The organism is Clostridium sp. Marseille-Q5894 (genome assembly GCF_946902305.1).
Lineage (GTDB): Bacteria > Bacillota_I > Bacilli_A > Erysipelotrichales > Coprobacillaceae > Thomasclavelia.
On record NZ_CAMPPT010000007.1, the window covers coordinates 156,464 to 177,079 of the forward strand.

A 20,616-nucleotide genomic window follows, 5' to 3' on the forward strand; every position below is an offset into this window, starting at 1 on the left:
TTTTTATAAAAATAACACTGCGATTATTCCCATGATCAAACAATATCGCGAGAAAACAATTAATTTTCTTTTTTCTAATAATCTAAATAATAAATGAATTGAAAGATAGGTTACAAGCATACTGATTATAAAAGCGATTAAATATGGTAACCATAAAGTTTGTAAAGTACTAGAAGTGATAAAATCTTTAAATTTGAGAATAATTGCACCTATACTTACAGGCATAAACATGAAAAAAGAAAAATCACGAGCTGCTTTTTGAGATAGACCGCCTAACATTCCGCCGGTCAACGTTGAACCACTGCGTGAAATACCAGGGAGTAAGGCAAATAATTGAAATATTCCCATTCTTAATGCATCAAATAAATTTATATTTTTAGCTGAGCGTTTACCTTTATAACCAAATTTGTGAATCGATAATAAAAATATTGCGGTTATAAGTAACATACAGCCTACTAGTTTAGAATCAGAAAAAGCAGCCTCGATTTTATCATTAAATAAATATCCTCCAATAGCAGCAGGAATTGTAGCAACGATCAATAGAATACAATAACGAAAATCTTTTATATAATAATTTCTTTGGTCTTTTTTTTGAATGTAGCCAAAAAAAGCTGTGAATAATGTTTTGATATCTTGGCGATAATAATACATGATAGCAAATAGTGAACCAGTATTAACGATAACTTCAAAAGTTATATCATTCATTTGGGGTAAGATCAGGCCTAATTTTTTGAAAATACTTTTAAAAATGACCAAGTGTCCACTGCTGGAAATAGGAATTGGTTCACTAAATCCTTGAATTGCTCCAAGTAAACCATAAATAATAATATTTTTGATTAGTTCCATGTTTTCACCTCGGCAAATATTATAACTTAATTAAAAATAAAAATATACTAAAACATGATTTATTAAGTTAAACATATAATTATATGGGAGGATATATGAAAGATATAATTGTTAATTGGGTTAAAGAAGATGAAGAATTATTAGAGCCATACGAGTGGGATGAGGATGATGATTTAGAAATCATTTCTGTTGTAGAAGCTTATTTAGTTAATAAAAAAACATTGCATGATTTTATTTATGGCTGTATTAATTTATTTGATGAAGAGTATTTTAATAGTATTTTTATTGTTGGTGATGGTAAATATAGTGTCGTTGTTGAGATAAACAGTGCTGGTAAACTTGTTTATCGTTCGTTGCCGATGATTAATCAGCGGACTTTAATAAACGAGTATTTAAAAACGCAGTCACTAACAGTATTCAATTATCATATGTATGATGAAGGTTTGATAAAGGAATATGGTTTAACAAGAAATGAACGAATAAAAAAACAGTATGTGGAAAATATGATCGATCAATTGTATGTTGAAGATTATGAGAAGTTTTTAGATCTTTGTAAACAATTGGAGATCAAAGATGAAAAAAGTATTGGAATGTATTTGCGGTTAAAGAAAAAGTTGGAGAAGGGATATTCTTTTATTCATGAATTATTGTATAACGAGTTTGTTAAAAGATAGAGTAATTGCTCTATCTTTTATTTGACAATGACATAATATTGTGTTACTGTATTATTGTATTAATACAGAAAGGGGATGATAATGGAAGAATTATTAAAAATTGATAATGTTAGTAAGAAGTATGGACATTTTAAGGCTTTAGATAATGTTTCATTAACATTATCTAAAGGGAAAATAATTGGTTTGTTAGGACCTAACGGTTCTGGTAAGACAACTTTAATTAAAATTATCAATGGCTTATTAAAAGAATATGATGGTGAGATTTTAGTTGATGGTAATAAGATTGGAGAAAAATCAAGAAAAATAATTTCTTATTTACCAGATGAAAACTATTTTCAAGATTGGATGTATGTAAGAGATGTATTAGGAATTTTTAGTGATTTATATGAGGATTTTGATAAAGAGAATTGCTTGTCTTTGATGAATCGTTTTAAATTAGATAAAAATATGAAAATAAAAGCGATGTCAAAAGGAATGAAAGAAAAGTTTCAATTATCTTTAGTAATGTCTCGAAAAGCTAAAATATATATTTTAGATGAGCCAATCGCGGGAGTAGATCCAGCAGCTAGAGAAGTGATCTTAGATGTAATCTTAAATAATTATGAAGCTGATTCACTGGTATTGATCTCAACGCATTTAATTAGTGATCTAGAAACGATTTTTGATGATGTGATCTTTTTAAAAGAAGGAAGAGTTGTTTTACATCAAGAAACTGAGGAATTAAGATCGCAAAGAAAACAATCAATTGATGAAGCATTCAGGGAGGTATTTAGATGTTAAAATTATTAAAATATGAGATCATTCAATCATACCGACAATATTTATTAACTTTTGCAATTTTCTTAATTATGTGTACTTTAACACCTTGGATGCCGGATTTTATTAGTGGGATATTATTGACATTACTTATTATTGCTTTTATGGGAATTTCAATAGCGATTAATGTGAATGTAATCTTAAATTTTAATCGTTCAATGTATAAAAGACCAGGATATTTAACATTGACTTTACCTGTTAGTACCAATAAATTAGTTGCAGCAAAATATTTAGGAAGCTTAATTTGGGTTTTTGCAAGTTATTTAGTTTTGTTGCTTGGGTTTATGATCTTGATTTTTTTAGTTGGCGATATAAGTTTTGCTGAGCTGCTTAGAAGTGGAAATGTCGTTGTTGAAATAATGAGTGAAAATATTGGTGATTTTGTTTTACATTTACTTGACTTTTTTGTGGGTATTAGCGCTATGATTTTATCTTTCTTTTTTGTAATTACACTTACAAAGACAAAATATATTCCTAAATATAAAACAGTATTGGGGATCGTGATTTATTTATTAGGTCTTATAGTAGTTGCAAATATTTTTACACTTAGTCCTATCAACAATTTTATTAACAGTTTAACTTACAGACAGAGTGTTATTTTTGATATTATTACTATAGGAATATTTGCAGCAATTTTATATTTTTTAACAGTATATTTGATTGATCATAAAATCGAAGTAGAGTAGGTGGCTAAATGAAATATGATTTTGATCCTAATTTACCGATCTATATTCAAGTAATGGATGAAATCAAGAAAAAGATTTTTAATGGATATTATGGTTCTGGTGTTAAGATTGATTCAGTTAGAGAATTAGCGTTAGAGTATAGTGTTAATCCTAATACGATTCAAAAAGCTTTAAGTGAACTTGAACGTGAAAATTTATTGTATAGTAAAAGATCAATGGGACGTTTTGTTAGTGAAGATGCAGAACTAATTGAAAAAATGAAATCAGAAATTATTAATGAAAAAGTAAAAGTATTTATTAATGAGATGTGTGAATTAGGATGTAATAAAAATGATATAATTGAATTGATAAAAGAACTTGGTTGAACTAAGTTCTTTTTAATATAGATGGTTTTAGTTGGTGAATATTTGATAGCTTTAAAAAGAGAAAGATAGAAAAATATAAAAAATGATACAAATAGTCGATATTTTGCTTTGAATAATAGTATAAATATCTAAATAACTGAAAGTCAAAATAAAAAAGGATAGAAAAATAATTAAAATAATGTATAATAATGGAGTAAGGGAGATGATATTATGATTCGTATTTATACTGCGCCTAGTTGTGCATCATGTCGAAAGGTTAAATCTTGGCTGAAAGAACATAATATTCCATATGTGGAAAAAAATATTTTTTCAACCTTGCTTAGAGAGGTTGAATTAAAGGAGTTATTGGAGCGAAGTGAAAATGGGACAGATGATATCATTTCTAAAAGAAGCAAGATAATTAAAGAAAATGATATTGATATTGATAGTATGTCAGTTAATGAATTGATTAAATTTATACAAGAAAATCCATCAGTATTAAAACGACCAATCATGATTGATGAAAGAAGATTTCAAGTAGGTTATAATGCTGAAGAAATCAGAGTATTTATTCCACGAGAACTTCGTAAATTAGCAGAATGTCCTCGTAGAGATGCATGTCCACAATTTATCAGTCAACCATGTAAGATCAATGAAGCGTATTTTAAAGAAAAATAAGCAGTGTTAAGGCACTGCTTTTAAATTATAATGATTTGATAAGACGGTTTATTTTGCTGAGGCAATTGCTATGATAGGTTAGGTTATATTGATGGATGAAATCTAAAAAAGCTTGTTTACCGCTTAAATAATCATTTACTTCGTATTCTAGTTCATAGTCTTCATGGCCATTATATTGATTATAATCGATACAAATTAAACCTTCAGGAGTTTTAATTTCTTTACGAAGTGTAGTTAAAAAACAATCGGTTTTGAACATTGTACTGTCTAATTGATATTTTTTTAAAATATCAAATACTTCATTATTTATTAATTCATGATCAATAATTTTATTTTTGAGCTCTTTACTTATAATTAGGTTTGTTTCTAAATTACCTTTAGTTTGCGGTTGTTTTAAAGTTAATTCATACTGGTTATTTTTTTCTCTAATTCTAAGTGAGTACTTTAATTCACTTAATACAGGATGCATTAAATAATAATTAGTTTGTTGATAAGAACGATCTATTTTATGATCATTGATAATTTGCTGATATGTATCTTTATCAATTAATATTTTAAATTCTATTTCTAAGTTTTCTTCCATAGTGACCTCCATTAGTATATACTATATAGTATATACTTTAGGGGTGATGAAAACAATGAAACAATACGCATTAGTGATAAAACAAGACGATTTATCTAAATATGTCGCCGATAAAATTAAACATGAATTAAAAGGAATTATGGAATATGATCAAGAAAATCCTGATTTAGTAATTAGTGTTGGTGGTGATGGAACGATGTTAATGTCGATTCATCAATATTTAGATCAGAATGTTAATTTTGTAGGTGTACATACAGGAACATTAGGGTTTTTTACAGATTATCAAAAAGATGAAGTGTTTGAATTAGTTGAAGCAATCAAGCGGGACGAATATCGGATAACACCTCGTAATTTATTGGAAGTAAAAGTTAAACACGAGGGAAAAGAAGATATTTATTTGGCTTTGAATGAGATGCGAATTGATCACGATTATACAACACAGGTAATTGATATTTATATTAATGGGGAATTATTAGAGGTTTTTAGAGGAAACGGAATATGTGTCTCTACGCCCTCAGGTTCAACAGCTTATAATAAATCTATTGGTGGAGCGGTTATTTATCCTGGAGTGCCATTGATGCAGTTGACTGAAGTGGCGGGAATTCAGCATAATGCTTATCGTAGTTTGGGTTCAAGTTTGATTTTAGATGCTGATAAGATAATAAAACTGATAGGACATCATTTTGATCATGTTTATTTAGGAATCGATCATTTGGCTTATTCGATTGAAAATGTAGAGAGCATTGAGGTTAAAATTGCTAAGCAGACAGTTAATTTTATTGAATATCGACAATTATCGTTTATCCAGAGAATTAGAAGGGCGTTTATAAATGAATGAGATTTATAGTTAAACCAGAAGATGAAGGAGTTTTGTTGAAAGATTTTTTAATGAAACAAAGTTTAAGCAAAAAAGCACTTAAAGCAATCAAGATGACAGGTGATATTTTAGTAAATGGAGAACATCAAACGGTTCGCTATTGTTTAAAAAAAGCGGATTCAATAGAATTGATCTGGCCGCCTGAAACTACTTCAATGCAGCCGTATGAATATTCATTAAAGATCGTTTATGAAGATGAAGACTATCTAATTATTGATAAACCTGCCGGATTACCTTGTATTCCTACTAAACGCTATCCGCAAAAAACATTAGCTAATGCTCTGATCTATTATTACCAGCAGCAAAATCTTAAAGCTACTGTTCATTTGGTCAATCGTTTAGATAAAGATACTCAAGGATTACTGCTGGTTGCTAAAAACAGACAGGCGCATTATCTATTATCAAAAGATATTAAACAAGTAAAAAGAGTGTATCATTGTTTGGTAGAAGGAATTTTAACTGGTACTGGGAAAATTGATAAACCAATCGTCAAAGATGATAATAGTGTAAAAAGATTAATTGCTGATCATGGTAAAAAGGCAGTTACTTATTATCGATGTTTAAAAACATATGATAATATGAGCTTGATCGAGTGTGTTTTGGAAACAGGCAGGACCCATCAAATAAGAGTGCATCTAAGTTCGCTTGGACATCCTTTAAAAGGTGATAGTCTGTATGGTTCAACTTATCCTGAGTGTTATTATTTAGATAGTGTATATATTGAATTTTTGCATCCTTTAACTAATCAACAAGTTAAAATAAAAAAACGCTAAAGCGTTTTTTTAATATCTTTTCTTACCTTCGATTATTCTAGTCTGCTTTTCTATATCTAAGAAAATTCCCATTGCAATCATATATGAAAGCAATGATGAACCACCATATGATAAAAACGGCAGGGTAATTCCGGTAATTGGGAAAAGTCCAAGAACCATTCCAATATTCCAAACCTGTTGAAAGATCAGAAGTCCAAAAATACCAGCAGTAAAATATTTATCACGATTATTTTTTGCTCTAAAACCAATTCTAATCAATAATATATCAAATATACAGATGATTAAAATTGTAAGACCACCACCAAAAAAACCAAAGCTTAAGGCAATTATTGCAAAGATAAAGTCAGTTTGGGCTTCTGGTAAATTAACTAATGCCGTTTCCATTCCATGGCCCCATAAACCAGCAGTACCATAAGATAATAAAGCATTAAACAACTGATAACCTTGATCACCATAAGTTCCTTCAGGATCGATCCAGCCATAAAAACGTCCTAATTTATGATCGCCACCCATTAGACTAACAAATAACTCATGTTCATATAGGAAAATATAAACCATGATCCCAATAATAATAGCGACCACTATTCCTCCAATAACAAACCAGCCGGCTTGGATTCCTGACATAAACATAATAAAGACAACTGAGGCTAGCATGATCATTGTGACCCCTGCATCATTTTGTAAATAAACTAAGATACATGGCGGCATGGAAACAGCTAAAATCTTACCAATTAATAAACAGTCATTATGTAAATTGTGAACAAGATATTTATTGTTATGTTTATCAATAATATCAGCCATGACAACCACTAAAATGATTTTCATAAATTCCGAAGGCTGGAGATCAAAACCGGGTAATTTGTACCAGGATGTTGCGCCACCGGTGTATTTAGCTAGAGGAATTACTCTAATTCCAAAATGGGTGAACAAAAAGTGTTCTATAGCCAGGCCGACGAGTAAAACTACCAAAATGCCGTATATGATCCACATAGAGGAATAAATACGATCGTTTGATATTTTAAAGACAACAATCATTAATGTAAAAGATATTCCATAAAATATAAGTTGTTTTAACCAGTAGGTGCTGGGATTTCCTTTAGTAATTAATGGAGTTGCACTTTTAATTCCTAGACAGCTAATAAAACAAAGTAATAATAATAAACCAATCAAGGACCAGCAAATTACGGATTTCTCTTTTTCTTCCACAAAATCCCTCCTTATAAAAAAGATAGTTTTTTCTATCTTGATATAGTATACTATAATTAAATAATAATTAATAGGGGGTAGATGTTAATGAATGATTATTTATTTTACGGAATTGTTGCTTTAATTGTGGTAATTGTTCTAGCTGTTATCTTTTTAAAAGTCATAAAAAATAAACAGCCAAAACAAGTTAAAGCAAGTGATATTCCTGTAGATATAAATATGATTATGGAAGCTGTAGGCGGTCGAACTAATATTAAAGAGACAGTTGCGACGTCTTCTAAAATTACTTTTTTTGTAAAAGATGATAGTCTTGTTAGTTTGGAAAAATTAAAGGCTGTAGGTGCATCAGGAATTGTTCAGACAACAAATAAAGTTAGTGCTATTTTGGGTAAATATTCAAAAGAAATATCGAATATAATTAATGGGAGTTAAGCAGATTGGTGATATCTGCTTATTTGTTTATAGATATGGAGGTAATTATGGATATAAAGGATCGAATAAAAAGTTATGAGCCTTTGTTTGATCAATGGCTTTTTGATGAAATAATAGATGTATATAATCAAGAATGTTTGATAAAATTAAAGCATCAGTCATATGCTAATGAAAAAAGAACCGCTTATTTAAATGTGATAACTGTGTATGATCAAAATGATAATATAAAAGAATTAGAAAAAAGAGTAGAAGATATTAGAAATAATTTTAAAGATAATCAAAAATCGTTACAAAATGATTTTTTTGAATATGAGCAATATTTAATTGAGTATAATCAAGGGGATATCATTGGTATAGATCTATGTATATTGATGGAAGAAGATGAAGATATTGCAGGTGAACTTGATGATTTAAGCGGTAGATTATTATATAAGATCGGATTAAAACTATTTGATCGTCATGAGTATCAAGAAGCTTTAAAATATTTTGAAAAAGGTGAAGAACTTGATAACAGTGACTGTATCTGTGTTATTGGATATATGTATGAACGAGGTTTGGGTCTTGAACCAAGTGATACGCTGGCAGCACATTATTATCAAAAAGCAGCGAGTTATAATAATGTTGTTGCTATTTGTAATTTGGCTTACTTTTATGAATTTGGAATAGGTGTTGAGCAGGATTATCAAAAAGCTTTTAATTTGTATCTTCAAGGTGCCAAGGCAGATTTTCCTAGAGCGATATGTAATTTAGGTTACTGCTATGAGTATGGTCGCGGTGTTAAAGCAGATTTGCATCAGGCAGTAGAGTATTATCTTAAAGCAGCTAAACTTGGATATAGTGAAGCTTTATATAGTTTAGGAACATGTCTTGAATTTGGTGAAGGAATTGATAAAGATGATAAAAGAGCATTCAAATGTTATGAACAAGCGGCTAATCAAGGTCATGTACAGTCGCAGTATCGCTTAGGTCATTGTTATGAAAGTGCGCTAGGAACAAAACAGGATTTTGTTAAAGCTGTTTACTGGTATTACCAGGCAAGTGAAAATAATTATCCTCCAGCATTAGTATCGTTGGCGACTTGTTTTGAATTGGGGCAGGGAGTCGCTATGGATTTAAAAAAAGCGCGTCGCTATTATAAACAAGCAGCTCATTTGAATTATGCACGAGGGCAATTTTGGTTAGGCTATTTTTATGAAAATCATCCGGAAATAAAAAATGCTGCTTATCGCTGTACATATTGGTATCGTCAAGCGTGTAAACAAAAGGATGTTCAGGCTATGGTAGCACTTGGATATTGTTATGAAAGTGGTTTTGGAGTGAAAAAAAATTTAGAGTTAGCTGTTAAATTATATGGTGAGGCGGCTAAATTAAATTATCCTGCGGCACAGTGTAATTTAGCATATTGTTATGAAATGGGAATTGGAACTGCAGTTGATTTAAAGGCGGCTGTTTATTATTATCGTTTAGCTAGTGAAGCAGGTTATCCAAGAGCGTTGTGTAATTTAGGTTATCTTTACGATCATGGTGAAGGAGTAAAATGCGATCATCAGTATGCTTTTGATTTATATATGCAGGCTGCTAAAGCTAATTATGCTCCTGGATTATATCATGTTGGATTAGCGTATGAAGAAGGAAAGGGAAGAAAAATTGATCTTGAAAAAGCTATTGATTTTTATCAGCAGGCAGCAGATTTGAATTATGTGGCAGCAATGTATAATTTAGGGCTGATTTATGAACAGGTTCCTGCATATCATGATGATTTAAAAGCTATTACTTATTATAAGATGGCAATAAATCAAAATGACATTAGAGCGATGTATCGAATGGCTTTATATTTAGATGAAGGAAAAGTAGTTTTTAGAGATGTAAAAAAAGCTTTTACATATTTACAGATAGCTTCTAATTATGAATATGTACCAGCATTAAATATGTATGGTATTTATTTGGAAAATGGAATAGGTACAGAAAAAAATTTCAATGAGGCGTTTAATTGTTATTTAAAAGCAGCAAGTAATAATTATGCACCAGGAATTTATAATTTGGGACGATGCTATTTTTATGGGATTGGAACAAGCATTAATAAGCAGGAGGCTTTTGAATTGTTCTGTCGAGCTAGTGAGTTAGATTATCGTGAAGCGAGTTTTATGGCTGGCTATATGTGCTATTATGGTGATGGAATCGAAAAAGATCTTGAAAGAGGTTTAAAGTATTATCAAAAAGCAGCTGATTTAGGATCGCTTGATGCTATTGATGAGTTGAATAAATTAAAGTAGTGCGGTATTATTTTGTTAAAGGCTGAAAATAGTGGTAAAATATGATTAATAAAATATAAATATAGAAAGGGAATAATATGTCATTTAAAGAAAAGTTATTGAAATATGCTAAATTAATTGTAAAGTCGGGATTAAACGTTCAAAAAAACCAAATAGTAGTAATTGATGCTCCGGTTGAAAGTGCTGAATTAGTTAGATTAATTACAAAACAAGCTTATGAAGCTGGTGCCAAGGAAGTTGTGGTCAAATATCATGATGAAATAGTATCACGTTATAAATATGAATATGTAACAAAAGATGAATTTGGTAAAGTACCAGCCTGGTTTAAGGAATTTAGAAATGATTATGCTGCTCAAAATGCTGCCTTTTTAACTATTCATAGCGATGATCCCGAAGGTCTTAAAGGAATTGATCCGGCAAAGATAGCTTTATGGTCTAAAAGTGTAGCGACTGCTTGTAAACCGTTTTATGATAGTTTGGATCTAGGGGTCAATACCTGGTGTATTGTGGCAGCTAGTTCGTTGAAGTGGGCTAATAAAGTGTATCCAGATATGTCAGATAGTGAGGCTTTAGAAGCTTTATGGAATGCTATTTTTAAAGCGGTGAAAGTTGATTGTGATGATCCGGTTGCTGCTTGGGATGAACATCGAAAAAGTTTTGAAAGAAGAGTTGATTATTTAAATCAGCTTAATTTAAAAAGTTTGGTTTATACTAATTCATTAGGAACAAATTTAACAGTAAGTTTAAATAAAGGTTATTTATTTGCTGGTGGTGGTTCATATACTGTTGATGGTGTTTATTTCTTTGCAAATATGCCAACTGAAGAAATTTTTACAAGTCCTAATTATAAAGGAACAAATGGTGTCGTATATAGCTCTTTACCGCTTAATTATAATGGGAATTTAATTGAAGAGTTTAAATTGGTATTTAAAGATGGTCGGATCATAGATTATGATGCTAAGATTGGTAAAGAAGTTTTAAAAGAAGTGATAGAAATAGATGAAGGTAGTCATTATTTAGGGGAGATAGCGTTGGTTCCTTATGATTCACCAATATCAAATATGAAGACATTATTCTACAATACTTTGTTTGATGAAAATGCTTCTTGTCATTTGGCGATTGGTAAAGGTTTTAGCGAATGTCTTAAAGATGGTTTAACAATGACTAAAGAACAGCTGTTAGAAAAAGGGGTTAACGATTCTTTAACACATGTAGATTTTATGATTGGGACAAAAGATCTAAGAATCATTGGAAAAACCAATGATGATCAGGAAGTAATTATTTTTGAAGCAGGAAATTTTGCTTTTTAAATAGCATGGATCTTAAATAATAGTGTTTATATAAGTAAAAAAATAGGCAGATATTTTGCCTATTTTTGATATTATATAATATTAAAAATGTTTAGTGCTTTTTATCACTGGGAAACCTAAAATTTAATGTTTGTAGAAATCATTTTTTTAATTATTAAATTCCAAATTCTTTTGCATACTTGACAATTCCATGAATATTAAAAGCATCTTTGTTTATTTTATAAACCATAAAATTTTCTTCTGGTACATCAAAAGATGGTTTTATACCAAATCTATTTGCTGGTAAATAGCCTGTTTTTGGATAATATTTCTCACTGCCTAATACGATTGAATATCCATAACCTAATTTTTTCGCAATTTTATGTCCTTCTTTGATCAAAGCAGTTCCTACACCTTTTTTTTGATATTCAGGTAAAACAGATAATGGAGCTAATGCTAAAACTACATTATTATCAATATTTGCCTTTGTAAACATTATATGTCCGACGATCTTTCCATTTATTTCAGCAACTAAAGATAATTCGGGAATAAAAGCTTTACTGCTTCTTAATGCATCTACTAAATTATGCTCATTTCCATCTGTGTGTTGAGCACAACTAAAGGCTTTTTTTATCACGGAATATACAATTTTATAATCTTTTATCTCTTCTTGTCTTATAAACATATTGCACCTCACTTATTTTATTATAGCATGGATGATTGTCATATAAAAATATATATTCATATTACTTTTCAACAAATAGTATTCAAATGGAAATAATTAGTCATTTTGAATATTGAGTTATATGATCATGATAAGTTAGATACTCTCTTTCTACAAAAAAAGATATTTAATTGATATATTGTTTTAAATGATAAGAAGTCAAGTTTAGGTTGACAAAATCAGGATTAATCTATATTATTTAAGTTTGCAAGGAGACATTAAGATGAGTGAATTTATTAAAGAAGTAGAAAAAAGAAGAACATTTGCAATCATTTCCCATCCTGATGCAGGGAAAACGACATTAACAGAAAAATTCTTATTATATGGAGGAGCAATCCAACAAGCTGGTAGTGTTAAAGGTAAAAAAAATAGTAAACATGCTACTAGTGACTGGATGGAAATTGAAAAACAAAGAGGGATTTCTGTTACATCATCAGTATTACAATTCGAATATGATGGTTTTTGTATCAATATTTTGGATACTCCAGGACACCAGGACTTTTCAGAAGATACATACCGTACTTTAATGGCAGCAGACTGTGCAGTAATGGTAATTGATGCTAGTAAAGGTGTCGAAGATCAGACACGTAAATTATTCAAGGTATGTACGATGCGTAATATTCCTATTTTTACTTTTATTAATAAAATGGATCGTGAAGCCCAGGATCCATATCAATTAATGGAAGAAATTGAACAAGAACTTGGAATTGATACATGTGCTATCAATTGGCCGATCGGTTCGGGAAAAGAGTTCAAAGGGGTCTATGAACGTAACGATAAAGAAGTGATCCGCTTTATTCCGGTTGATGGCGGGCGTAAAGAAGTAGATACTAAAGTTATGAAGTTTGATGATCCTGAGTTAGTTAATGAATTAGATGAAGAGTTATATAATAAATTACAAGAAGATATTGAGTTATTAGATATGGCTGGTAATAATTTTGATTTAGAAAAGGTTCGTCAGGGGAAACTTTCACCGGTTTGTTTTGGTTCAGCCTTAACTAATTTTGGAATTGAACCATTTTTAAAACATTTCTTAGAAATGACGACGCCACCATTGCCACGTAGTACGGGAGAAAAAATAATTGATCCATTTAGTGAAGATTTCAGTGCTTTTGTTTTTAAGATTCAAGCTAATATGAACAAGGCACATCGTGATCGAATGGCGTTTTTTAGAATTTGTTCTGGTAAGTTTACTAAAGGAATGGAAGTTTATCATTACCAAGGTGGTCGTAAAATTAAATTGAATCAGTCAAAACAGTTAATGGCCGATGAACGTCAGGAAGTAGATGAGGCCTATGCTGGAGATATTATTGGTATTTTTGATCCAGGAATCTTTTCTATTGGTGATACGATTACTACGGGTAAAGCAAAATTTGCGTTTGAAGGAATACCAACATTTGCACCTGAACATTTTTCGCTGATTCGCAATAAAGACACGATGAAAAGAAAACAGTTTGTAAAAGGTGTTGAGCAAATTGCTAAAGAAGGAGCAATTCAGATTTTTACTGAACTAGGTGGTGGAATGGAAGAAATCATCGTTGGTGTAGTTGGGGTACTGCAATTTGAAGTATTAGAGCATCGTTTAAAGAATGAATATAATGTTGAAATCATTAAACAGCCTTTACCTTATCAATATATTCGCTGGGTAAAAGCAAGCTGTGATTTAAATTCGTTAAATTTATCTAGTGATACCAAAAAAGTTCAGGATTTAAAAGGACAATATTTATTGTTGTTTACAAATGATTGGGGTGTACGCTGGGCAAGTGAAAAGAACCCTGGTTTAGAGCTGTTAGAATTTAGTAAAAATTAGCTATGATAAAAGTCTAGATCATCTAGACTTTTTATGTTTATTGTTTTATTGGTTTTAGAAATGTTATAATAAAAAAGAAAAGAGGTGATTACTATCGCAAATATAGGAAAGCGGCGAGTTTGCCGCTGTATTAAAACGATGAATATCGTTATTGGTAAAGAAAAGCGGGATTTGTTTACCAAAGGGCATATTTATGATTGTGTGATTAGGGATAGTGGTCAACTACAAATCAATTATAAGATTTATGGTGAGGAATTTGATCTTTCTTGTACTAAAGAAGAATTTGAAGAAAATTTTGTATTGATGAAAAGGAAAGGGATAAAAAGATGATCTTTAAAGATTTAGAATTAAAGGATTTTGATGATTTTTATAATATTATTTTAAATAATTTTCCAAGAAAAGAAATTAAGGATTATGAATATATGAAGGATACTTTTAATAAAGGTGCCTTTAAAGTACTGACTTTAATAGATAATAATAAAATGATTGGGATATTGTCTTATTATCTTAGTAATGAATTTGTTTTTATTGATTATTTTGCTATTGATGGTGATCATAAGGGAAAAGGTTTAGGAAGTAAAATGTTGAAACACTTTATAGCAATGGTTGATGCGATGGTGATTTTAGAGGTTGAGTATCCTGAAGATGAACAAAGTATTCGGAGAATAGCGTTTTATCAAAAATGTGGACTTGTTTTAAATAATCAATATGATTATTGCGTTTTGCCGGTGCGTAATTTGAAACACTGTTTATATTTTCATTTAATGTCTTATCCTAAAGCGATAACAGAAGATGAATTTGAAATTTTTTATCCCCGAATTTTAAAATATGTTTATGGAATAAACATATAGGTTTGGCTTTTTAGAATAGATATGATAAAATAAAAATCAATTAGAAAGGAGATTACTATGGCGCGTAATTTCTATGTTGATAATATAAATGATAATCATAAATTAAATGAAATAAGTTTATTATTGAATGGAATGGAAGAAGTTTCAAGAATCAAGATTGGTAAAACAGGAATATCTTTTTATTGTGAAAATCCAGATAATGTTCATGAAGTTTTGAAAAATAATTATCCTGATCTAGTATTAAAAGAGGAAATCAATTCACGTAAGCGTGAATTCGTTGCTTCGGAAAGTAAAATGGAATACATCTTTATGTTTACTAATTTGGAAACAGAAGAAGAAGCTAAAGAAATTGAGGAAGTAATTTCCCGCTATTCGGCATATGAAAATGTAACTCTTGATTTTACAAATAAATTACTTAAAGTGACAACTAGTCAGAAAAATATTTTGGTAAGATTGAATCGTTTAGTAGATAAAGTTAATCCTAATATAGATGTGGAACAATGGAAAAAACCGTTTAAATCTCAAGATTTGTTTCAAGAAAAATATTTAAAGAGAATGTTTAAAATTGCTGTTTTGTTTGTTGCACTGGCTTTAGGATTGGTAACGAGAAATGATCCAAGTATTATAACAAATCTTGCCTGGTTAGTAGGATTGATTATTTTTAATGAAAATATTTTACGTAGAGCTTATAAAGATTTGAAAGTTAAACATTTTTTAAGTGAAAATATAACTATTAATTTAGCTTGTTTATTTGGCTGGGTATATGGGGCTTATGTTGAAACATTGATAGTTTCATTGATTTTTCAAATAAGTGAACGGCTACTATTACATCTTATCAGTTTAACGATGGGAAAAATAAATAATGAGATAAATCCAGTTCAGTTAGGAAGACGAGAAATAAAAGAAAATGAGTATGAAATGGTTTCTTTAGAGGATATTGATATTGGTGATATTATTACTATTATGCCAGGAGAAACAATTCCTCTTGGGGGAAAGGTTATTTCTGGTGAAAGTGATATTGATATGTTTGCTATCAACGGTAATGATATTTTAGAAAAAGTAACTGTTGGCAGTGAGGTTCAAAGCGGTAGTGTTAATATTACGGGAACTCTACGAATCAAAATTTTATATACATATGATCATAGTGCTATGAACAAGATCTTAGAGATTGCGATGATGGCACCAGTTAATTCTTCTAGAACCCATAAAATAGTAGAGCTGATCTGTAAAGTATATACTGTTTTTTTAGTTGCTTCAGGAATAATTTGTGCAACGATCATTCCATTTATTGATCTAGAAAATAATTTCAAGTTTATTTATTTAGGAACGATTTTATTGACTATTTCTGGTTCGTTTGCTTACAAACAAGTTTCATCGTTTGCGGTATTATCAGGAGTCGCTAAAGCTTTTTCAAAAAATATTGTAATAAAAGAAAATAGTGGGCTAGATGCGTTAAACTCTTGTCGAACTGTTATTTATGATCGTTTTGATGGTGTTGAAGTAACTGAAGAGGAGATGAATTTATTTTCTGAGTTATCTAAATTGCGTTTAGATTTGATTATTTTTAATGATGGTCCGGTTGATTTGGAAGATGATCAGTATAAGATCCATAATAATTTAACTGTGGATGAGAAGTTAGAAATTATGGAAAGAGCAGGAGTAGATGGCCCAGTTGCTTATATTGGGGATAACTCTAAAGATATTGCTCTGTTGCAAAAAGCATATGTAGGAATTAGCCGTGGTGGTATAAAAGATAAAAGAGTTATTGAAAATAGTGATATTATGTTGATGAATTCGGATTTAAATACGGTTATTGAAACATTTATGATATCTAAAAAACAAAAAGAAGTTACATTTGAAAATATATTTGTCGGATTATTGATTAATTTTATTATGATGATGATAGCTGTAAAAGGTATATTGCCTTGGTGGCTGGCATTAGTGATTTATTTGGTAGAGGAGATAGTAGTTTTATTAAATACTCATCGAATTGTTGATATGAAATAAGCAGGGTGTTTTAAGCTGACTTTGAATAGATAAAAATAAGGGGAAGAGAATTGTATGAAGATGGTTGAAATATGTACAATGGATTATTTACCAGGTTATAAAATAACTAAAAATTTAGGAATTGTATTTGGCAGTAAAGTGATGAATAAGGCTTTAGAAACTGATGATAATACAAATATTGAACAATTATTAGATATTACTAGACAAGAAGCAACATCAATAATAGTTGAACATGCTTTGAGAAGACATGCAACAGCAATCGTTAATGTTCGCTTTACGACAACTAATTTGGGTAATAATATGATTGAATGTCAAGTTTCTGGGATGGCAGTAAAGGCGGAAGAAATAAATGAATAAATATCTGATTGAAAAAGATATTTTATTAATTGAATTTTTGTTGAATCATTATAGTAAGAAGAACGCTAAAAATTTATTAAAATATAAGCAGGTTAAAGTAAATGGAATAGTAACGAGCCAATTTAATTATCAATTAAAAAAAGGTGATGAAATTGTTGTTGGTAAAGGTAGTTTTTCAAAAACAAATTTAGATATTCTTTATGAAGATGATGAATTAATTGTAATTAATAAGCCTTCGGGACTGTTAAGTATTGCTGGTGGAAATGAAAAAGAGAAAACCGCATATCATTTAGTTGGTGAATATTTGAAGAGTAAAAATAACAAGGCAAAAGTATTTGTTGTTCATCGTTTAGATAAAGATACATCAGGTGTTTTGATGTTTGCTAAAAACGAAATAATCAAAAATAAACTGCAAAACAACTGGAATGAGATTGTATATAAACGTGGTTATCTGGCAATCGTTGAAGGTAAGTTAGATAAAAAGAAAGGTCAAATAAAAAATTATTTGGATGAAAGTAAAACACAGATGGTCTATGTTTCTAATCATAGAAAAGGGAAACTAGCAATTACTAATTATCAAGTTTTAAAAGAGTCTCGTTATAATTCGCTGCTGGAAATTTTCTTAGATACAGGACGTAAAAATCAGATTAGAGTACATATGCAGTATTTAGGACATAGCATCGTTGGTGATAAAAAATATGGTGCTGCAACTAATCCATTAAAAAGGATGGGATTGCACAGTCATGTATTTGCATTTGTACATCCTGATACAAAGGTAAAAATGGAGTTTAAAGCAGCAATGCCGGAAGTTTTTAAAAAATGTTTAGTTTATAAATAGGAATAAAACGAATAATTGAACATATAATATAATGGTGATAGGATGTTTACAATTATGGTTTTATTAGGATTTACAGTCATAGGGGCATTTAAATATTTACAAATAAAAGAAGATGAATAAATTTTAAAATATTATTGACTTTATTGAATTAAAATGCTATTCTATACAAGAAAATGAAAAGTAGTGGAAAGAAGAAGTGCCTGCTTCTCGCCTGATTGATGATGTCGATAGGCAAATGTCACTAAGATAATTATCTTATTGTCAATATGTGTGGGCGCTTAGTGTGCTCACTTTTTATTTAAACTACTAAAATGGAGGTGGCTTTTATTAGCAGATTTGATAACAGAAAACCAAAACAACCAGATGAGTTGGTAAACGAGAAAATTCGTTTCAAAGAAGTTTTAGTAATTGATCAAAATGGTGATCAATTAGGAGTGAAGTCTCGTAATCAAGCGATTGATATTGCTTATAACGAAGGTCTTGATTTAGTGTGTGTTGCACCAAATGCAAAACCGCCGGTATGTCGGATCATGGACTTTGGTAAATATCGCTTTGAACAACAAAAGAAAGCTAAAGAAATGAAACGAAATTCAAAAGTTGTTGCATTAAAAGAAACACAATTATCTGTAACTATTGATGTTCATGATAAGAATGTAAAATTAAAGAGAACGTTAAAATGGTTAGAAGAAGGTAATAAAGTTAAGGTGGCAATTAGATTTAGAGGACGTCAATTAGCTCATATGGATCTTGGTAAAAAAGTTATTGATGACTTCGTAGCTGAGTGTGCTGAGGTTGGTCAGATTGAAAAACCAGCTAAGCTTGAGGGTAGAACTTTAACTGCAATAATTGCGCCAAAGAAAAAATAATTTAGGAGGAATTTATTATGCCAAAAATGAAATCACATAGTGGTCTAAAAAAACGTTTAAAAAGAACAGGTAGTGGTAAATTAAAACGTAGTCATGCTTACGTATCACACTTATCTCATAACAAAACTCATAAACAAAAGAAACATTTAGCTAAAGCAACTCTAGTACATGCTTCTGATTATAAGAGAATTAAATCAAGATTATGTAAATAGTTTTAAATAGGAGGAATATATAAATGGCAAGAGTAAAAGGTGGATTTACTACAAGACGTAGAAGAAAAAAAGTATTAAAATTAGCCAAAGGATATTTTGGTTCTAAACATACATTATATAAAACAGCACATGAACAAGTTATGCATTCATTAGCTTATTCATATAGAGATAGAAGACAAGTAAAAAGAGATATGAGAAAATTATGGATCGCTCGTATTAATGCAGCTGCAAGATTAAATAATATCTCATATTCTAAATTAATGCACGGATTAAAATTAGCTAACGTTGAAATTAACCGTAAAATGTTATCAGAAGTTGCAATTTGTGATCCAAAAGGATTTACTGAAATTGTCAACACTGCTAAAAAAGCATTAGAAAAATAATAAAAAGACTGTTGGATCCAACAGTCTTTTTATCATAGTGAACACTTTTAAAGATGTGAATATGTTATAATGAAATTGATGTAAACTATGATTTTTGGAGGGATAAAAATGAAACGTGTGGAGATGACAGTTGATTTTAAAAGTGATGTTGAAAAAGTGTTTGAAACTGTAACTAATATGAGCGATTGTTCTTGGCGTAGTGATTTATCAAAAGTGGAAAAAATCAGTGATAATGAATATATAGAATATGATCGCAAGGGCAGGAATACTAAAATTAAAATAACTGATTATCATAAAAATATTCAGCTTGAATATAATGTTCAAAATGATAATTATCAAGGACATTGGTGTGGGCAGTTTGCACCGTTGAAAAATGGTGGTTGTAGATTGTACTTGTTGTTTTATTTTGAACCTCGATCATTTTTAGGTAAATTTATGAATGTTGATAAATTTGAAGAACGTTATATTGAGGATTTGAAAAAGGAATTGCAGGAGTATTGATTATTTGAACCATTTTTTAAAAAATGGTTCTTTTTTTGAAGTGCTAAAAGGATTACATGGTTTAAGGGTAGTGACATCATAAAAAACAGTTTTTTTATTTCGGGTATCGTAGATGCAATAAGTTGGGGCACGATATTTTCCCCGTGAATAACAGACACTACCGGGATTGATCATGGTGATGTTGTTTTTATTAATGATAAAAGGACTGTGGGTATGTCCAAAACATATGACATCGGCACCTTTTTTCTCACCAGTATTAAAAAGATGGTCAAGGTCATAGTCAACGTTGTAATGATGACCGTGTGTAACAAAAAATTTGAGATTATCAATAGTAATAAATATTTCATCATGAATGTTTCTATTAAAATCGTTATTTCCTCTAACTAAATAAAAATTATTTAAACCAAGGCCGTCATAGGATGTATAAATATCACCACAGTGTATATAATAGTCAGCACGGCTATGTTTAAGCAAAGTTATTAGATCCTCTTTAGGCATTGTGTGAGAATCAGACAAGATCATTATCTTCATTTTGTATCTCCTTATGTAGTTATTAAAAGCATTGGTAATTGTTATGATTTGATATCAAT

At 30.0% G+C, this 20,616-nt stretch carries 25 protein-coding genes and 1 other annotated feature; of the genes, 20 read left to right on the forward strand and 5 right to left on the reverse strand.

The genetic code is table 11. The features are described 5' to 3' along the window. Nucleotides 1-3: 3 nt before the first annotated feature. Nucleotides 4-846, reverse strand: a complete 843-nt coding sequence (locus tag OC535_RS11345) for an undecaprenyl-diphosphate phosphatase (RefSeq protein WP_024721180.1) — start codon at nucleotides 844-846, stop codon at nucleotides 4-6. 95 nt (nucleotides 847-941) lie between these two features. On the opposite strand from OC535_RS11345, the gene OC535_RS11350 reads away from it, so the two are divergent. The 5 genes from OC535_RS11350 (at nucleotide 942) to spx (ending at nucleotide 4,044) form a co-directional block, all read left to right on the forward strand. Next, nucleotides 942-1,520 (forward strand): hypothetical protein, encoded by a 579-nt coding sequence (locus OC535_RS11350; RefSeq protein WP_024721179.1) that lies wholly within the window; start codon nucleotides 942-944, stop codon nucleotides 1,518-1,520. A gap of 81 nt (nucleotides 1,521-1,601) precedes the next feature. Further along, a complete protein-coding gene (locus OC535_RS11355; protein WP_227052739.1) occupies nucleotides 1,602-2,300 on the forward strand; it encodes an ABC transporter ATP-binding protein in 699 nt (232 codons plus the stop codon). Then, nucleotides 2,294-3,022 carry a hypothetical protein gene (locus tag OC535_RS11360; protein WP_227052740.1) on the forward strand — a complete coding sequence of 243 codons (729 nt, stop codon included), beginning with the start codon at nucleotides 2,294-2,296 and terminating at the stop codon, nucleotides 3,020-3,022. Before OC535_RS11355 ends, OC535_RS11360 begins: the two co-directional genes overlap by 7 nt. An 8-nt stretch (nucleotides 3,023-3,030) precedes the next feature. Further along, nucleotides 3,031-3,387 carry a GntR family transcriptional regulator gene (locus OC535_RS11365; protein ID WP_498823873.1) on the forward strand — a complete coding sequence of 119 codons (357 nt, stop codon included), beginning with the start codon at nucleotides 3,031-3,033 and terminating at the stop codon, nucleotides 3,385-3,387. 210 nt (nucleotides 3,388-3,597) lie between these two features. Then, on the forward strand, nucleotides 3,598-4,044 hold the full coding sequence (gene spx, locus OC535_RS11370; RefSeq protein ID WP_227052741.1) for a transcriptional regulator Spx: 447 nt from the start codon (nucleotides 3,598-3,600) through the stop codon (nucleotides 4,042-4,044). Between the two features lie 25 nt (nucleotides 4,045-4,069). Here the strand turns inward: spx and OC535_RS11375 are convergent, their stop codons facing one another. Next, nucleotides 4,070-4,627, reverse strand: coding sequence for a CYTH domain-containing protein (locus tag OC535_RS11375; protein ID WP_024721175.1), 558 nt, complete (start codon nucleotides 4,625-4,627; stop codon nucleotides 4,070-4,072). A 46-nt stretch (nucleotides 4,628-4,673) separates the two neighbouring features. Between OC535_RS11375 and OC535_RS11380 the strand changes: the two genes are divergently transcribed. Together OC535_RS11380 and OC535_RS11385 are read left to right on the forward strand one after the other, a co-directional pair. After that, a complete protein-coding gene (locus OC535_RS11380; protein WP_336245264.1) occupies nucleotides 4,674-5,465 on the forward strand; it encodes an NAD kinase in 792 nt (263 codons plus the stop codon). Then, nucleotides 5,462-6,277, forward strand: coding sequence for an RluA family pseudouridine synthase (locus tag OC535_RS11385; RefSeq protein WP_498823874.1), 816 nt, complete (start codon nucleotides 5,462-5,464; stop codon nucleotides 6,275-6,277). The genes OC535_RS11380 and OC535_RS11385 overlap by 4 nt, the downstream gene beginning before the upstream one ends. 9 nt (nucleotides 6,278-6,286) lie before the next feature. Here the strand turns inward: OC535_RS11385 and OC535_RS11390 are convergent, their stop codons facing one another. Next, on the reverse strand, nucleotides 6,287-7,483 hold the full coding sequence (locus tag OC535_RS11390; RefSeq protein ID WP_498823875.1) for an FtsW/RodA/SpoVE family cell cycle protein: 1,197 nt from the start codon (nucleotides 7,481-7,483) through the stop codon (nucleotides 6,287-6,289). A gap of 87 nt (nucleotides 7,484-7,570) precedes the next feature. Between OC535_RS11390 and OC535_RS11395 the strand changes: the two genes are divergently transcribed. From OC535_RS11395 to OC535_RS11405, 3 genes are all read left to right on the forward strand, one after another. Then, nucleotides 7,571-7,915 (forward strand): PTS sugar transporter subunit IIB, encoded by a 345-nt coding sequence (locus OC535_RS11395; RefSeq protein WP_024721171.1) that lies wholly within the window; start codon nucleotides 7,571-7,573, stop codon nucleotides 7,913-7,915. 47 nt (nucleotides 7,916-7,962) lie between these two features. Then, nucleotides 7,963-10,188 carry a tetratricopeptide repeat protein gene (locus OC535_RS11400; protein ID WP_498823876.1) on the forward strand — a complete coding sequence of 742 codons (2,226 nt, stop codon included), beginning with the start codon at nucleotides 7,963-7,965 and terminating at the stop codon, nucleotides 10,186-10,188. A gap of 77 nt (nucleotides 10,189-10,265) precedes the next feature. Continuing rightward, nucleotides 10,266-11,498, forward strand: coding sequence for an aminopeptidase (locus OC535_RS11405; protein ID WP_498823877.1), 1,233 nt, complete (start codon nucleotides 10,266-10,268; stop codon nucleotides 11,496-11,498). Between the two features lie 154 nt (nucleotides 11,499-11,652). Here the strand turns inward: OC535_RS11405 and OC535_RS11410 are convergent, their stop codons facing one another. Beyond that, nucleotides 11,653-12,162 (reverse strand): GNAT family N-acetyltransferase, encoded by a 510-nt coding sequence (locus OC535_RS11410; RefSeq protein WP_227052746.1) that lies wholly within the window; start codon nucleotides 12,160-12,162, stop codon nucleotides 11,653-11,655. A 262-nt stretch (nucleotides 12,163-12,424) separates the two neighbouring features. Here OC535_RS11410 and OC535_RS11415 point away from each other — a divergent pair, with 262 nt between their 5' ends. The 10 genes from OC535_RS11415 to OC535_RS11460 all read left to right on the forward strand — a co-directional run bounded on the left by OC535_RS11415 (nucleotide 12,425) and on the right by OC535_RS11460 (nucleotide 20,026). After that, entirely contained in the window at nucleotides 12,425-14,011 is a 1,587-nt protein-coding gene (locus OC535_RS11415) for a peptide chain release factor 3 (protein ID WP_227052747.1), read from the forward strand. 138 nt (nucleotides 14,012-14,149) lie between these two features. Continuing rightward, on the forward strand, nucleotides 14,150-14,341 hold the full coding sequence (locus tag OC535_RS11420; protein ID WP_264467744.1) for a hypothetical protein: 192 nt from the start codon (nucleotides 14,150-14,152) through the stop codon (nucleotides 14,339-14,341). After that, a complete protein-coding gene (locus OC535_RS11425; RefSeq protein ID WP_498823878.1) occupies nucleotides 14,338-14,862 on the forward strand; it encodes a GNAT family N-acetyltransferase in 525 nt (174 codons plus the stop codon). Before OC535_RS11420 ends, OC535_RS11425 begins: the two co-directional genes overlap by 4 nt. A gap of 57 nt (nucleotides 14,863-14,919) precedes the next feature. Next, on the forward strand, nucleotides 14,920-16,869 hold the full coding sequence (locus OC535_RS11430) for a P-type ATPase actuator domain-containing protein (RefSeq protein ID WP_498823879.1): 1,950 nt from the start codon (nucleotides 14,920-14,922) through the stop codon (nucleotides 16,867-16,869). A 54-nt stretch (nucleotides 16,870-16,923) separates the two neighbouring features. Continuing rightward, nucleotides 16,924-17,226 (forward strand): heavy metal-binding domain-containing protein, encoded by a 303-nt coding sequence (locus OC535_RS11435; RefSeq protein WP_024721163.1) that lies wholly within the window; start codon nucleotides 16,924-16,926, stop codon nucleotides 17,224-17,226. Then, nucleotides 17,219-18,064, forward strand: a complete 846-nt coding sequence (locus OC535_RS11440; RefSeq protein ID WP_227052750.1) for an RluA family pseudouridine synthase — start codon at nucleotides 17,219-17,221, stop codon at nucleotides 18,062-18,064. Before OC535_RS11435 ends, OC535_RS11440 begins: the two co-directional genes overlap by 8 nt. Nucleotides 18,065-18,246: 182 nt before the next feature. Next, nucleotides 18,247-18,369 (forward strand) — a sequence feature (ribosomal protein L20 leader region). Nucleotides 18,370-18,375: 6 nt separating this feature from the next. Continuing rightward, on the forward strand, nucleotides 18,376-18,930 hold the full coding sequence (gene infC / locus OC535_RS11445; protein ID WP_034595347.1) for a translation initiation factor IF-3: 555 nt from the start codon (nucleotides 18,376-18,378) through the stop codon (nucleotides 18,928-18,930). 17 nt (nucleotides 18,931-18,947) lie between these two features. Beyond that, on the forward strand, nucleotides 18,948-19,142 hold the full coding sequence (rpmI, locus tag OC535_RS11450) for a 50S ribosomal protein L35 (RefSeq protein WP_004608985.1): 195 nt from the start codon (nucleotides 18,948-18,950) through the stop codon (nucleotides 19,140-19,142). Between the two features lie 23 nt (nucleotides 19,143-19,165). Beyond that, nucleotides 19,166-19,525 (forward strand): 50S ribosomal protein L20, encoded by a 360-nt coding sequence (gene rplT, locus OC535_RS11455; protein WP_024721160.1) that lies wholly within the window; start codon nucleotides 19,166-19,168, stop codon nucleotides 19,523-19,525. A gap of 108 nt (nucleotides 19,526-19,633) precedes the next feature. Continuing rightward, nucleotides 19,634-20,026 carry a hypothetical protein gene (locus tag OC535_RS11460; RefSeq protein ID WP_498823880.1) on the forward strand — a complete coding sequence of 131 codons (393 nt, stop codon included), beginning with the start codon at nucleotides 19,634-19,636 and terminating at the stop codon, nucleotides 20,024-20,026. On the opposite strand, the gene OC535_RS11465 is transcribed toward OC535_RS11460, so the two are convergent. Then, on the reverse strand, nucleotides 20,027-20,557 hold the full coding sequence (locus OC535_RS11465) for a metallophosphoesterase family protein (RefSeq protein ID WP_498823881.1): 531 nt from the start codon (nucleotides 20,555-20,557) through the stop codon (nucleotides 20,027-20,029). It lies immediately after the preceding gene. Nucleotides 20,558-20,616 lie beyond the last annotated feature (59 nt).